This window comes from Treponema parvum, from assembly GCF_017893965.1.
Classification (GTDB): Bacteria; Spirochaetota; Spirochaetia; order Treponematales; family Treponemataceae; genus Treponema_D; species Treponema_D parvum.
Genome location: NZ_CP054142.1, coordinates 1,587,044 through 1,601,810 on the forward strand (window position 1 = coordinate 1,587,044; position 14,767 = coordinate 1,601,810).

At 45.0% G+C, this 14,767-nt stretch carries 11 protein-coding genes; 7 read left to right on the forward strand and 4 right to left on the reverse strand.

All coding sequences use genetic code 11. From position 1 onward, the window contains the following. Window positions 1-121: 121 nt before the first annotated feature. Complete coding sequence (locus HRQ91_RS07065; RefSeq protein ID WP_210118902.1) at window positions 122-1,633, forward strand: CoA-acylating methylmalonate-semialdehyde dehydrogenase; 1,512 nt, start codon at window positions 122-124, stop codon at window positions 1,631-1,633. Between the two features lie 218 nt (window positions 1,634-1,851). Next, on the forward strand, window positions 1,852-3,213 hold the full coding sequence (locus HRQ91_RS07070; protein ID WP_246473182.1) for an MATE family efflux transporter: 1,362 nt from the start codon (window positions 1,852-1,854) through the stop codon (window positions 3,211-3,213). A gap of 119 nt (window positions 3,214-3,332) precedes the next feature. Here HRQ91_RS07070 and ilvN read toward each other — a convergent pair whose 3' ends face one another. From ilvN to thrA, 3 genes are read right to left on the reverse strand one after another with little or no spacing between them, the layout of a single operon-like run. Beyond that, a complete protein-coding gene (gene ilvN / locus HRQ91_RS07075; protein ID WP_210118377.1) occupies window positions 3,333-3,845 on the reverse strand; it encodes an acetolactate synthase small subunit in 513 nt (170 codons plus the stop codon). Between the two features lie 11 nt (window positions 3,846-3,856). After that, a complete protein-coding gene (aroF, locus tag HRQ91_RS07080) occupies window positions 3,857-5,857 on the reverse strand; it encodes a 3-deoxy-7-phosphoheptulonate synthase (RefSeq protein ID WP_210118903.1) in 2,001 nt (666 codons plus the stop codon). Window positions 5,858-5,870: 13 nt separating this feature from the next. Then, window positions 5,871-8,375 carry a bifunctional aspartate kinase/homoserine dehydrogenase I gene (gene thrA, locus HRQ91_RS07085; protein ID WP_210118904.1) on the reverse strand — a complete coding sequence of 835 codons (2,505 nt, stop codon included), beginning with the start codon at window positions 8,373-8,375 and terminating at the stop codon, window positions 5,871-5,873. Between the two features lie 204 nt (window positions 8,376-8,579). On the opposite strand from thrA, the gene HRQ91_RS07090 reads away from it, so the two are divergent. Together HRQ91_RS07090 and deoC are read left to right on the forward strand one after the other, a co-directional pair. Next, a complete protein-coding gene (locus tag HRQ91_RS07090) occupies window positions 8,580-11,195 on the forward strand; it encodes a hypothetical protein (protein WP_210118905.1) in 2,616 nt (871 codons plus the stop codon). Between the two features lie 63 nt (window positions 11,196-11,258). After that, a complete protein-coding gene (deoC, locus tag HRQ91_RS07095) occupies window positions 11,259-11,978 on the forward strand; it encodes a deoxyribose-phosphate aldolase (RefSeq protein WP_210118906.1) in 720 nt (239 codons plus the stop codon). 8 nt (window positions 11,979-11,986) lie between these two features. Here deoC and HRQ91_RS07100 read toward each other — a convergent pair whose 3' ends face one another. Further along, complete coding sequence (locus HRQ91_RS07100) at window positions 11,987-12,955, reverse strand: MBL fold metallo-hydrolase (RefSeq protein WP_210118907.1); 969 nt, start codon at window positions 12,953-12,955, stop codon at window positions 11,987-11,989. 179 nt (window positions 12,956-13,134) lie between these two features. Here HRQ91_RS07100 and HRQ91_RS07105 point away from each other — a divergent pair, with 179 nt between their 5' ends. The 3 genes from HRQ91_RS07105 to HRQ91_RS07115 all read left to right on the forward strand — a co-directional run bounded on the left by HRQ91_RS07105 (window position 13,135) and on the right by HRQ91_RS07115 (window position 14,737). After that, a complete protein-coding gene (locus tag HRQ91_RS07105) occupies window positions 13,135-13,305 on the forward strand; it encodes a DUF362 domain-containing protein (protein ID WP_210118372.1) in 171 nt (56 codons plus the stop codon). A gap of 75 nt (window positions 13,306-13,380) precedes the next feature. Beyond that, a complete protein-coding gene (locus HRQ91_RS07110) occupies window positions 13,381-13,761 on the forward strand; it encodes a hypothetical protein (protein ID WP_210118908.1) in 381 nt (126 codons plus the stop codon). A 4-nt stretch (window positions 13,762-13,765) separates the two neighbouring features. Then, complete coding sequence (locus HRQ91_RS07115; RefSeq protein ID WP_210118909.1) at window positions 13,766-14,737, forward strand: M23 family metallopeptidase; 972 nt, start codon at window positions 13,766-13,768, stop codon at window positions 14,735-14,737. Window positions 14,738-14,767: the final 30 nt, after the last annotated feature.

Here is a 14,767-nt window from a genome sequence, read left to right on the forward strand (position 1 = left end):
TGAGGGAAATATTTTGACAGTATTTTGACTGTATTTTTACATTTTTTTTACTTTACATCTTTTAAAAACCACAATATAATCATCATATAATCAATTTACACTCACTATTTATGGAGGAAGAATGGATAACGTTAAAAAGCTGAAACCATTTATCAACGGTGAATTTGTGGAATCGTCAACAGATGTATATAATGACGCATATGACCCCAGCACAGGAAAAGTTATTGCAAAAGTACCGCGCTGTACTCCTGATGAAGTTGAAAAAGCCATAGCAAGTGCAAAAGCGGCTTTCACTGAATGGTCTGCCGTACCGGTTTCCAAACGGGTACAGATTCTTTACCGGGTACGGGAACTTATTATAGAGCATATGGAAGAACTGACGTATCTGGTTGCACAGGAAAATGGGAAAAACTGGAAAGAAGCTGAAGGGGATGTTCTGAAAGCAAAGGAAGGAACGGAACAAGCTCTCGCAGCAACGTCGCTTATGATGGGCGAAAGTCTTATGGATGCCTCCAAAGGGTATGATACGACCCTGTATCGTGTACCTCTCGGAGTCTGTGCCGGTATTATTCCGTTCAACTTCCCATCCATGATACCGATGGGCTGGATGACGCCAATCTGCATTGCCTGCGGAAATACGATTGTTCTTAAGGCCGCAACGTTTACCCCTCAGTCGGCGCTACGTTTTGCAGAACTCTATAAGGAAGCTGGATTACCCGACGGTGTCGTAAATGTCGTTACCTGTTCACGCCATGAAGCAGAAATTCTTTTAACACATCCTGATGTAAAAGCCATAACTTTTGTCGGCTCAACAGAAATCGGGCAATACATCTATGCTACTGCGGCAGCAAACGGAAAACGGGTACAAGCCCTCTGCGAAGCAAAAAATCACGCATTGATCATGAGAGATGCGCCTATAGAAAGAACTGCAGCAGGTATTATCAATGCATCTTTCGGCTGTGCCGGTGAACGCTGCATGGCGTTACCTGTCATTGTCGTTGAAGAAGCAATCGCAGATAAACTGGTTGATGAAATTGTCAAACAGGCAAAAAATATTAAAGTAGGTCCTGCTTACGACAAAACAACGGAACTAGGTCCGGTAGTAAATGCAGCGCACAAAAAATCCATTCTTGACTGGATAGAAAAAGGTATAGCAGAAGGTGCAGAACTGATTCTTGATGGTCGGAATGTAAAAGTGGACGGGCACGATGACGGTTTCTATCTCGGTCCGACAATTTTTGATCACGTAAAACCGGGGATGACCGTTGGTGACAGGGAAATATTCGGGCCTGTTCTTTGCGTAAAACGTGTTAAAACCTTTGAGGAAGGTCTGGCTATCATGAACGCAAATCCCTTTGCAAACGGTTCAGTTATCTTTACACAAAGCGGTCATTATGCACGGGAATTTGTCCGCCACACTGATGGAGGAATGGTTGGTATAAACGTTGGTATTCCTGTTCCTGTTGGATATTTTACCTTTTCCGGCCACAAAAAATCATTCTTCGGAGATCTGCATGTACTTGGAAAAGACGGTTACCGTTTCTTTACCGACAGCAAAACGGTAACAACACGCTGGTTCGATGAAGAAGAAGGTAAGTCGACGACAGTAAGTACATGGGACGGTACAATCTGACCGTTGTAATGAAAAGCGAGCGTACCGGACATAATTCTGTACTATCAAAAAAATGCCGATGATACAGAATGCGTCCGGTTTTTTGCTGCTAGAATACGGATTCACAGCGCTTCTATACCATTACATAAAGCGGTTTAACAATTTTATTTGCTATGCTTGTAAACAAATAGCAGCATTTTTCTTTGACATTATTAATTATTTGTATATCATTATCGCTTATGAGTACAAGCAATTTATCTAAAGAAAACCGGATGGGCAATATGCCCGTCGCAAGGCTTCTCGTGAGCATGTCGCTTCCCATAATGATATCAATGTTCGTAATGGCCTTGTACAATATCGTAGACAGCATTTTCGTATCGATGATAAGCGAAGAAGCTCTTACCGCCGTTTCCATTGCCTTTCCTTTACAGACCTTGGCGATGGCCTTCGGGATAGGCACTTCCGTCGGCGTAGGGGCGGTTTTGTCCATGAGGCTCGGAGAAAAAAATCAAGAAGCCGTAAATAAAACGGCCGTAAACGGTATATTCCTCGGAATATGCAATTATATAGGATTTGCCGTAATAGTATTCCCGCTTTTGAGGGCGTATTTTTCAACTCAGACAAGCGATCAAAGGATAATCGATTACGGCGTGGAATACATGCAGATCATTGTGGTTTTGGGACTCGGAACATTTTTGGGAACAATGTTTGACAGGCTTCTTCAATCGACGGGGCGCACTTTTTATACTATGATAACGCAGATAACGGGAGCCCTGACAAATATCATTCTTGATCCTATCCTTATTTTCGGGATCGGGCCGTTTCCTAAAATGGGAATGCAGGGCGCGGCCCTTGCGACCGTTATCGGACAGATCTTAGGCGGAATTCTTTCATTCATTTTTAACATGCGTTTTAACAACGACATTAAATTCAAATTCAAAAAATTCCGTCCGGACGGAACGATAATATTGCACATCTACAAGATCGCAGTTCCGACCATTTTGATGCAGTCCATAAATTCAATAACCACATACGGAATGAATTTGGTTTTGGGGATTTTCTCTTCAACCGCCATCGCCGTCTACGGTGTTTACTTTAAACTTAACAGTTTTATATTTATGCCCGTCTTCGGACTAAACAACGGAATGATTCCTATAATTGCGTTTAACTACGGCGCGAAACAGCGCAGCCGGATCATAAAAACAATCAAAAGCGCTCTTTCTCTGTCTTTGCTGATAATGACAATAGGAGTTATACTGTTTGAAACGGCGCCGGCTGCGCTTCTGAAGCTGTTTAACGCTTCCAATGCAATGCTTGAAATCGGAATACCGGCGCTTCGCACCATAGCGCCGAGTTTTTTCGGAGCCGCCTTCGCAATAATACTCATAAGCGTTTTTCAAGCTCTGGGGAACGCCGTATACAGCATGCTAATTTCGTTCACAAGGCAGCTGATAGTTTTGCTCCCCGTCGCCTATATTCTTTCGCTTACGGGAAAGATCGATAACGTTTGGTTTTGCTTTATCATAGCGGAAGTATTTTCGCTTTTATGCTGTTTTTTGTTCCTGCGTCGAATCTACGACAAAAAATTGCGGAATATGTGACGGGGTTGCACCGTAAGGCGCGCTAAGAAGCGCAGCACCGCAGGAAAATCGCAACGCTGGGGCGAGAAGCGCAATGCAGCGGCGTGCGGCACGATCCGCACACGATCCGAAAATAAAATCTATTTCATCACTTCTTTGCCGCGCGACATAGCCGTGAGTCCGCTCTTTGCGAATTCAAGGATGCCGAACGGTTCCAAAAGGCGTATGAGGCTTTCTATCTTATTTTCACTTCCCGTCGCTTCTACAATGACGGATTCTACGCTCACGTCTACTATATGAGCTCTAAAAATATTGCAGGTTTCTATGATCACCGCACGGTTATTGCCTACGGCTTTTACCTTTATGAGAGCCGTCTGTCTTTGGCAAAAGTTGTCGGAATTACAGTTCTCTATGGAAATGACTTCTACAAGCTTTGACAACTGTTTTTCTATCTGTTCCAGGATGTATTCGTCCCCGCGGACGACGATCGTCATTCTCGACTGCCCAGAATTATGAGTTTCACAGACTGTAAGAGAATCGATGTTGTATCCGCGACGACTGAAAAGCCCTGAAACTCGGCTGAGAACTCCGGCATGGTTTTCAACCAATACCGAAAGGACATACTGTTTATTTTCTTTTTTTTGATCGGTCATTTTTTCCCCCGTTATACGCCTGCATAAACTCCGAGAAGGCGAACGTCTTCTGCGGTATTTTTAAGTTCGTCAAGAACCCTGCTCACATATTCTTCGGATTGTTCGCCTTCATTCTTAAGTTCCGCATCGGCGTAAAACCAGTAGCGCCAGGGTTTACCCAAAATGGGCCGCGATTCAAGCCTTGTCAAATTTAAGTTATGTTTATTAAAAATTCCGAGACATGTGTGCAAAGCGCCGGGTTCGTTTTTTACACTGAAAACAAACGACGCCATATTAGGCCGCACTCCCGCTACGCGCTGACTTATGAATGCGGCTTCGGTGATGTTTTTAGCCGTCGCCGGCTTATTTGGCGCCGCCGTGTTTGACGTCGCCGCATCGGACGCTATCAGCACAAAGCGCGTATAATTTCTGGGATCGTTTTCGATATTTTCCTGCAGAATTTCAAGTCCGTAATACTTTGCGTTTAACGGGCTGGCGACGGCCGCGGTATCTTTCGAGCCTAGTTTCGCGACGTATTCGGCGGCTGAAGCCGTAGAAACCGAATCGATTTTTGTCCAGTCGCCGTGGGACGAAAGAAAATCGGAACACTGCGAAAACGCTTGAGGATGTGAATAGACCGTCTTTATCTTATCGATCGACGAGCTTTTTACGCCCAAAAGCGAATGCTGAATTCTTAAAGTCACGGAACCTACGATACTTATGTCGGCAAATTGAACGAGATTGTCATAATTGTCATAAACGGAACCGGCAAGGCTGTTTTCAATGGGAACCATGCCGTAATCCGATTCTCCTGAAACGACGCTTTTAAAAATTTCACGGAAAGAATTTACCGAAACGGCTTCGGCTTCTTTTCCGAAATAGCTTTCTATAGCTTGTTCCGCATACGCGCCGCGTTTTCCGCAAAACGAACAGGTAAGGGTTTTACCGTTGCGTTTATCCGCCCGCCCCAAAACCTTTATCGCGCGGCTTTCCTGCCGGATGTGAGCCACTTGCTTTCCGAGCACGGGAGACATAGCTTCTATGTCGCGCATAAGTTTGTCAAACTGTTCCGGATACAGAGATTGAGCGCCGTCAGAGAGCGCTTTGTCAGGATCACAGTGAACTTCGACGATTATTCCGTCAGCGCCCGAAGCTATCGCTGCAAGTCCCATGGGGCTTACCTTATCACGGATTCCCACAGCGTGGCTCGGATCCACTATTACAGGCAGATGGGTGAGGCCTCTCAGTATAGGAATGGCGCTTAAATCAAGGGTATTGCGCGTAGCCTGTTCATACGTACGGATTCCGCGCTCGCATAAAATAATACGGTCGGTTCCGGACGAAAGAAGGTATTCGGCCGACATAAGCCATTCCTCTATAGTTGCGCTCAATCCGCGCTTTAGGATGACGGGTTTGTTCAATTTTCCAAGACGCTTAAGCAGTTCGAAATTTTGCATGTTGCGCGCGCCCACTTGGTAAACGTCGATTCCGTACGATTCCATAACGGGTAAGTATTCGGACGCAACGACTTCGGTAACTACGGGAAGACCGAAAGCGTCTCCCGCCTCTTTTAGAATTTTTATTCCTTCTTCTCCGAGTCCCTGAAAAGAATAAGGAGACGTGCGCGGCTTATATGCGCCGCCGCGAAGCATTACCGCCCCGCTTTCGGCAACCTTTGCCGCGACGCTCATCATCTGCTCCCTGCTTTCCACGGCGCACGGCCCTGCAATCGCAACTATGCGCTGCCCGCCCACACGTACGATTTGCCCCCTGTTGTTCGGAATTTCAACTATCGTGTCGTGAGGATCGAATTCTCGGCTCGCCATTTTGTACGGCTTGCTTATCGGAATAACCCGCTCGACGCCGGGCAATATTTCAACCTCGCGCGGATCCATTTTAAGCTTACCTACGGCGGCTAAAATGGTAGTTTCTTCTCCGACTATCTCATTTGTTTTAAAATTCTGGGATCCTAAAAACGAAGCGAGTTTTTCTTTTTCTGCAGGCGTGATGCTCTTTTTTAATACGATTACCATAATTTCTCCAAGTCTAAAATTCGGAATTGAAATTTACAGTACGCAGTATGTCTCCGAATACGCCCGCCGCAGTTACCGCAGCGCCGGCGCCGTACCCGCGAACCGTAAGAGGAATCGGGTTATAGCGTTCCGTATGGAATACAAAAGCGTTTTCTCCGCCTTTTACGCCGTACAGAGGATCGTCCGCCGTAACTTCGAGCATGCCGACAAAACACTTTCCGCCCGTGATCGAAGCGCCCATGCGCAAAACTTTGCCTTGTTTTTTAAGATTGCTCATCTTTTTTGTAAAATAAGAATCTATTTCGGGCAGTCTGTGCAAAAATTCGTCGACGCTGCCTTCGGTGTTAAAATTTTCAGGGAAAACACGGTTTATAACTATGTCCGGAAGTTCAATCTCAAGACCGGCCTCGCGGGCGATTATGAGAGCCTTTCTGGCCACGTCCATACCGCTAAGATCGTCGCGTGGATCGGGTTCGGTAAATTTCTTTTCTTTGGCTTCGATCACAGCCCGACTGAACGGAACGTCTTCATCCAACCGTCCGAAAATATAAGAAAGCGAACCCGACATTATTCCTTTAAATTCCGTAAGGCGATCGCCGCTTTTAAAAAGATTTTGCAGGTTGTCGATTATAGGCAGCCCCGCGCCCACATTGGTTTCGTACAAAAACCGGCGGTGCATGGTATTTGCCGCAGAACGGATACTTCGATAATAATCCATCGACATCGAATTTGCGCGTTTGTTGGGCGTCACTATGTGCATCCCCATATTGAGAAGATCGACGTACCGCTCTGCAATTTCATAGCTCGCTGTGCAGTCCACAAAGACTGGATTGAGAGGTTTTGTCTCGTTTACAAATTTGAGAACATCTTCAATGCCGGTCTTTTTTTCGGAAGCGGCGAGAGTCTCTTTCCACGTCTTAAGTTTTATTCCGTACGGATCCATCGCCATAAATTTTGATCGCGCGATCACCATAACCTTTATTTCTATATTTTGATCGGCAAGCAGTTTTTTTTGCTGCGCGCATATTTGGTCAAGAAGAACGCCTCCTATCCCGCCCGCTCCGAAAACGAACAGCTGTATGGATTGAGAAGAATGGAAGAAAAACACGTGCGCAGCTCTAACGGCCAAATCGCCGGAATCTCCTTTTATGACGCAGGAAATACATCTTTCAGACGACCCTTGGGCTATAGCGATTATATTGATACCGTATGTGGCAAGCGAATCAAAGAATTTGCCGGCCGTTCCGCGCTTTTCGATCATCCCGTCGCCGACGACGGAAACAATAGCGCAATCTTTTTGAATTTCCACAGGATCTATAATGCCTTCCTGTATCTCAAGTTCAAATTCCTTTGCAAGCGAATCACAGGCCTCATTTGCCTGTGCGCTATGAACGCAAAAAGAAATAGTATATTCGGAAGACGACTGGGTTATAAGGAGAATGGAAACGCCGACTCTTGAAACGGCTGCAAAAACGCGGCTTGCCATGCCTGCCCTGCCCTTCATGCCCGTACCGCTCACGCTGATCATGGAAGCGTTTTTAAGACATGAAATACCTCTCACGGCGTTTTTTTCTACAGCCCCGGACTTTTCAAAAGGACCTCTACCTATCCTTGTTCCACGGACGGAAGGTTTTAAGCTGTTAAGGCTCCACGCTTCAATATTTTTGGCCGCCAAAGGAGCCAGAGTCTTGGGGTGAAGTATCTTGGAACCGAAAAACGAAAGCTCCATCGCTTCTTCATAACTCATATCGTCAACGACAAGGGCGTCTTTGACTATGCGGGGATCGGCAGTGTAAATGCCGTCGACATCAGTCCAAAATTCCACTTTTTCGACGCCTAAGGACGATCCTATTATGGAAGCGGAAAAATCCGATCCGTTTCTGCCTAAAAGGCCGGGGACGGGTTCTTTGCCCGTTCCCCCTATCCACGAACATATAAATCCGGGAAAAAGCAGTATCTGCGTCTGCGATTTGTCTTCTCCGTCGCGGTAAGGCTGCAAGAGGTTTCCCGTAGAAACATAATCGGGATCTCCTTCTTTTTGATCCCCGTTTGTTATGATAAATTTTCTGGAATCCAAAAGCACTACGCTCTGTTTTTTTGCGCGCAGCACGGCTTCCATGACGGGGGAACTCATGAGTTCTCCCATTCCCATTATGCGGCAATGAACCGTTTCGGGACATTCGCCGAAGACGGTTATTCCCTGCAAAAGCTTTTTATATTCCGCAAGCAAGGGGTCGATTTTTTGCATAACCGGAGCGGCATCAAATCCCGGAAGTTCGGATTCAAGTTCACTGCATATGCTTTCATGCACCGATCGCACATGCGTAACGAATTTTTCCGAAAGGTCTCCTTTTATGCAGCTGTCAATGCTTTCCTGAAGGCTGTTTGAAATTCCTGCGACCGCAGAAACAATTACGCTCACCCGAGTTTTTTTCGCCCTGCCTATAATAATATCCGACGAATTCATGATCCGACTTGCGCTTGCCATAGAAGTTCCGCCGAATTTAAGTGTTATCATAGACCTCTCCTTGATCCGAAATCACATACATGATACCGAAAACGCGTATTTGTATCAATTAAGGGAAATAGCGCGGACGGCGGCTAAGTGCCGTTGCAATGCGCTGCTGCTGCCTAGTACGGCGGCTAGGTGTTGCGGCGCGCCATGTCGTGCTATGTCTTTGCAGCCTGTGGAAATTTAAACATTTTTTTTATATAGTATACTATGATGACCGAGGTCAAAAAATATTATTTTATTTTTATTCTGTTTTTCAGCGTCTCATTTGTCAGGGGAAATACACACGAAAACGCGCATAAAAGCGAGAACTCGAACATAAACGGTTTTATGCCGCCGACCCTGTATATCTCTACCCTTACGCAAGCATTCTGCAAAGGATTTGAATTTTCAGTCTACGACGGAAAAATTTGGACAAAAAAACCGGAACAAAAGGAATGGTCGCTCTTTTTGGGCACCGGCGTTCCCTACAATCCGAAGACGCCGCAGCTCGCAGGCAAAGACTGGTTTGCTCCGGCAGCGTCAATAAAACAGATAGCCGCAGACGGAGACGCCGTATTCGCCTTTGACGATAAAGACTTAATGTACCGCTGCTATACGCAAGATTATACCGCAGACAAACCTTTTGAATGGCTTAACAACTTCGGCTGGCCGCAAAAACAGATCTTAAAAAAAGATGCTCGTTTTTTAAAGGCAAGAAGCTGGGGAATAGGCGTAAGGCGAAAAGACGTTTTATGGTATACCGACCGCTACGGCAATGAACATCACTACGGCACGATGGGGCTTGAAACGATCTATTTTTTAAGCGAAAACGGACAGGAAATACGTTTTACGGATTCGGGACTTCCTGCAGCGTTCAGCAAAACGATCTTAGGCCCGGAACGCGGCAGTTTTATTTCCGAAAACATGAGCGTGAGCGGTTCTACGCTGTTTTTGATAAACGGCGCTGGCGAAATGTACACCCGACTCATAGATTACGACACAATGGGCTGCGACCCGATGTTTTTCAAATACACTTATAATGACGAAAAATATAAATATTCCGGTACCGATTACCGTTCAAACTATACGCCTTGGGGACTTCCCAACGAAGACTGGAAAAAACAGCCAGACATTCCGCTTAAAGGCCATGCGCGCCTTTCAAAATACATAAGCATAATACAAAACGGAAGAGGAAATTCCGCAAGGGAACTCAGGGTTGCGGGGCTTTCGCCGGAAGGAAAGACGGGTTTTTATCACAAACAGATAGATGAAAGCGACTGGAAATTTACGAGCGCCGCCCTGCATCTCGAGCAAACTTCGTTTTTACCGTATGCGGATCAAAAAAACTCAACGGACAAATCGATAAGAGCGTCGCTTAGAGGAAACAAGCACGAATTTTCATACGTAGGCCATATTTACAAAGGCGATAAAAAGATCGACGGTTTTACATGCCGTATTCCGGATTTTACGCTTACCACCGAAGGCTCTTGTTCTTTTATAATATATGATAAAAAAACGCAGAAAAAAAAGAGGGCGCTGTTTTATCCGCTTGAAATTTGGACCTATATCACTCAAGACGATCCCGGGTTCGACGGTACTACCCGTAATTTTTTTATAACGCCCGAATTTTCTCCGGATCTGCCGGAGGATGAAGAAAAACGATTTGAGGAACAAAAAGATATGATGCCGCTGCCTCCCGTTTCTGAGCCTTCCGGCCTTGGCGCGTCTCCGGCGGACTTCGGCATACCTTCGGTCATAATGTCGGACGCATCTTCTCCTTTGCTCCCCGGTGCATCTGCAAACACCGGCCAAAATCCTTCGTTGACCGATATTTTTAGAGAAATCTTTGACGGCACTAATAAAAAATTGTACGCCTTTACCGCCCACGCTACGACGGATTACATTGAAATAGACTGCAAAAATTCCATGGATTACAATATATTTCTTACAAAAGAAGAAACCGACCTTTCGCCTGCGGAGTATAAGACAAACATTTATTTCAAGCATCCGCTGGTTGAAAACAGCGTAAAAGAATCGGAATTGCTTTTGCCCCTGAACAAGACCTACACGGTCTTTGACGCACCGGAAATTTATAAAAAGATACAAAATAATAAAGAGCAAATACAAAAACTTTCAAGCGATGAAGAAATTTTTCAAGCTTACAGCAGAAACGCTACAAGATCCCGCTGGGGATACAGTCTAGTCGATTTTCTTACGACGATAACGCTGCTGAACAAGATAGATTTTCCCAAAATAAAGACCCTGACCTCTTACGGTAACACGATAATGACTACAAACGCCGCTTCCATGCAATCGCTGGCCGAATACCGTTCGTTCATATATCCTTTTATTACAAGACTTATACAAAAGCGGATCGAAGTTTACGATAAACTGCTCAAAGATATCCTACAAGGCAGCTCCCGTAGCGTAGATCCGCGCCTCAAAAATTCTTATTTTGAATACTTTGAAGAAGCGGGACTTCCTCCAAAACAAGAAGGATATTCGCCGTTGATGTCGGCAAAGGCGACTATTGAGCGCTATCCCGACATTCCGCTGTACGCTGGAATGCAGCTTTCCATAAATACGAAAAACGATTCTCTTATCATCCTCATAGAAATCCCCGACCTCATAAACGCAATTTTTACACAGCAAAAAAACAACATAAGATGCTATGCTACTTTGCGCTTTATGACGGAAAATAAAGATAAGACTAAAATGGAAAAACGTCTAAAAGAATTTATAAAAAACGACGGATATTTTCTGTGGGACGGCTCGGCAATTACAATCTATGCGTCCGATAAAAAAACCGTCTTATTTGAAGGCTTAAGCGCGCACGAAAGATAGGAGCCGCGGCTTAGTTTTCTGGGCGGTGCCGGCAGCTGAAATTTTAAGGAGTTGTTAAAGTTTATGACTGAAAAAGAAATCGCAGGATTGATAGACCACACTCTCTTATCCGCATTTGCAAAAAGATCCGACATCGAAGCCTTGTGCCGCGAAGCAATATCATTCGGATTTGCCTGCGTATGCGTAAACCCCATACACGTTTCTTATGCGGCGGAACTGCTAAAAGGATCCAGCGTAGGAATCTGCACCGTAATAGGATTTCCGCTCGGCGCCTTACCCTCAAAAGTAAAAGCTTTTGAAGCGGAAGATGCTATAAACAAAGGAGCCTGTGAAGTCGACATGGTGATTGACATAGGAGCCGCTAAAGAAGGCAGATTTGACGACGTAAAAAAGGACATCCGCACTGTTGTTGACATCGCGCGTAAAAACGGAAAAGCGCTTAAAAGAGAGGTTCGTGTTAAGGTCATAATCGAAACCTGCTACTTAACCGACGATGAAATAGTCTTTTGCTGTTCTGCGGCGAAAGAGGCAGGAGCGGACTTCGTAAAGACTTCTACTGGATTCGGAACGCCAAAAGATTCCGGCGGACATGATCTGCCGAACGGCGCTTCGGCTGATCATGTCCGCCTCATGCGTAAGACCGTGGGAGACTCAATGGGCGTAAAGGCGAGCGGAGGCATAAGAGACGCCGAAAAAGCTTTGGAAATGATAAGGGCGGGCGCAAGCCGTATCGGAACTTCAAGCGGAGTAAAGATCTTACAGGAATTAAAAAGTTTAAATTGAGCGGCCGGTTATTGACCGCCTTTCTTTAACTTGACCGCACGCCAAAGCATGCGGTTGTCTTTTATAAAAAAGCTTATCTTACCCGACCTGTATAAATACGATAGATAAGACCTTATCGTACAGCCTATAAGGATAAATTGCGCCAAACCCAAATTGATATGATTTATGTCCGCTATCGCTTTTAAAAGATCTTCAGCAGTGTGCGGTTTTTTAAGAATTTCAAGTACGGTTTTTTCCGTCGAAACCAAGGCGTAGCGATTCAATTCGGCAAGCGCTTCGGCCTCTGCGCTATTTAAAAGCTCTCCGTGACTGGGCAAAAGATAGTCCGAATGCAGATCCGTTATCTTTCTAAGCGATGTTTTAAATCTTCCTTCGTCAAGCAAAAACGGAATCCAATACTTTTTCATATGGGCGCGGCCGAATATCGCATCGGCTGCAAAAAGCACGGTCTTTTCTGTCTTTGTCTTTACAAGCACTCCGATCATTTCAAAATGATGGCCCGGCAGTCCAATCAGGTTTATTTCAGTTCCGTCCGAAAGAGTAAAAGCGCTGTCGGGTTCTACGATCTTAACGTCGTAAACGGGTTTTGCCTTGTAAAGAGGCGCCTCAAGTTCCGGCAAGGGGAAGCCGCCACAGATGATCGCCTGTTCATATTCAGGGTTTTCAAGGTTTCCTCGTTCTTTTCGCGTACACCATATTTCACATCCCGTCTTTTCTTTAAAATAAAAAGCGGCGTGTACGTGATCCTGGTGGGAATGTGTACAAATAACCGCCTTGATCTTGCATTTTATCTTATCTGTTTTACAAAAATGCTCTTCAAGAATGTCAAGTATGATTTTGCCTCTGTCGGGAGCGCATCCGGCGTCTACAAGGTAAATATTTAAGGCGTCTGGAGTTTTTTCGCTTATTACGCCTATGTTGGTGCTGTCGGAAATAAAATACACGTTTTCACATATGCGATTCAGATTTTTATCCATAATTCTTATCCATAAAAGTCAACAAACTCGCCGCAGAACCGCAGCAAAACTTCAAGCGGCGGCGCGCGTTTTTAATGTGCACAATAATTTTATACCAACCTATTTACGCTTGCAAGCGTCATTGTTTTAGAGTATAGTTATCCATAGGGAAACAAATTTTGACGATCAGGAGGTCGTATATGGCTTACAAGATTACGGACGCTTGCGTAAACTGCGGATCATGCGAACCTGTTTGCCCGGTTGGAGCGATCAGCGAGACGGGAACGGCACGCGTGATTGACGAAGCAAGCTGCGTCAGCTGCGGTACTTGTGCACCGGAATGTCCTGTAAATGCGATTGAAGCAGGCTAAGTGCAAATAGTTTAGAATGGGGTTGTCTTCAGAATTCGGTTATTTTTTGACAACCCCATTCTTTTTTTTCAGAATATGATAAAAAATGTTTTAAAAGGCTACAAGCTTTTCTTTTTTTCCATAATAAAAATCCTGTCGCTTGTCGCGTTCTGTACAGTCGCCGCTCTTGCTGCGGTTTGGCCTTTGTGGTATTTTGCAAGCAAAGCCCCGCACATTTACACCTTGTGCACTCTCGCTCTGGCTCTTATCTTTATCTGCGTTTTAATTATCCGGTCGATAAAAAAAAGTTCCGCGAAATCCGTGCTTTTCACCCTTATTCAGGTTCTGCTGGTCTTTGCAGGATTGTTTTTTTTCATATATTTCGTATTTAAAGGACAGAGGATTCTCTCACTGTTTTCATCAGTCGTTTTTTTTATAAGTTTCGGAATCGTAAAATTCGGCCTGCATCAAAAATGAATTTATGTTTATGACAAAAAAAGCCGGATGCATTTTCACATTGTTTTTTATTTTATCCGTACACGCGGTCAATGCACAGGCCGAACAAGCCTATCCCGCTCAAACGCCGATCTCCGCAGTAAGATCCGTAACGATTGATAAAGAACGCATGCCGCGCATACGCAGTTTGTCGGCAAAAGACGAACTTTTCAAACAATACAACAGCGACACGGAACAGGCGTACATGGACTTTGCAAAAAACAAAAAGCCTTTGCAATCATTTTATATTTATAAAGGATTAAAAAACGACACTCTGTTTGCCGTAGCTTCCCGCTGCTCCATTCCGTACGAAACGCTTGCTACCGTAAATTCGATAGAAGATCAAAACGTTTCATTGGAGGACAAAGAACTTTTACTGCCTACGGTAGCGGGAATTTTTGTTTGCGATCCTCCCGAATATCCCTTTGAAAAACTTCTCTACGCAAAAAATGACGGACGGCTGTTGGGAAAAAACGATGTAATATGCTATAATATAGGCAAGAAAAGGTACTATTTTTTTGCACAGGAAAGATTCAGTCCTACCGAGCGCGCCTTTTTTCTGGATTCATTGATGAGAATTCCCGTCGCTCACGCCCAAATTTCTTCCGTGTTCGGAAAAAGGATCAGTCCGATATCGGGGCAGTGGCACTTTCATCAGGGGATAGACCTTGTAGTTCCGGAAGGAACGGACGTCATGGCGTGCAAGAATGCGACTGTCGCCGTCTGCGAATACGGAGACAGAATTTACGGCAACTATATAATTTTAGATCACGGCGGCAAAATAACAAGTATCTATGCGCACCTGTCTCAGATAATTGCAAAGAAAGGAGAAACGGTTTACAGTGGACAGGTAATAGGAAAGGTCGGGCACACGGGAATGGCGACCGGCGCTCATCTTCATTTTGAGATCCGCGTAAACAACGTTCCCTCGGACCCGCAAAAAATGATAAAAAAATGAGACCGTTGACATTGGGGGACAAAAGGTAAA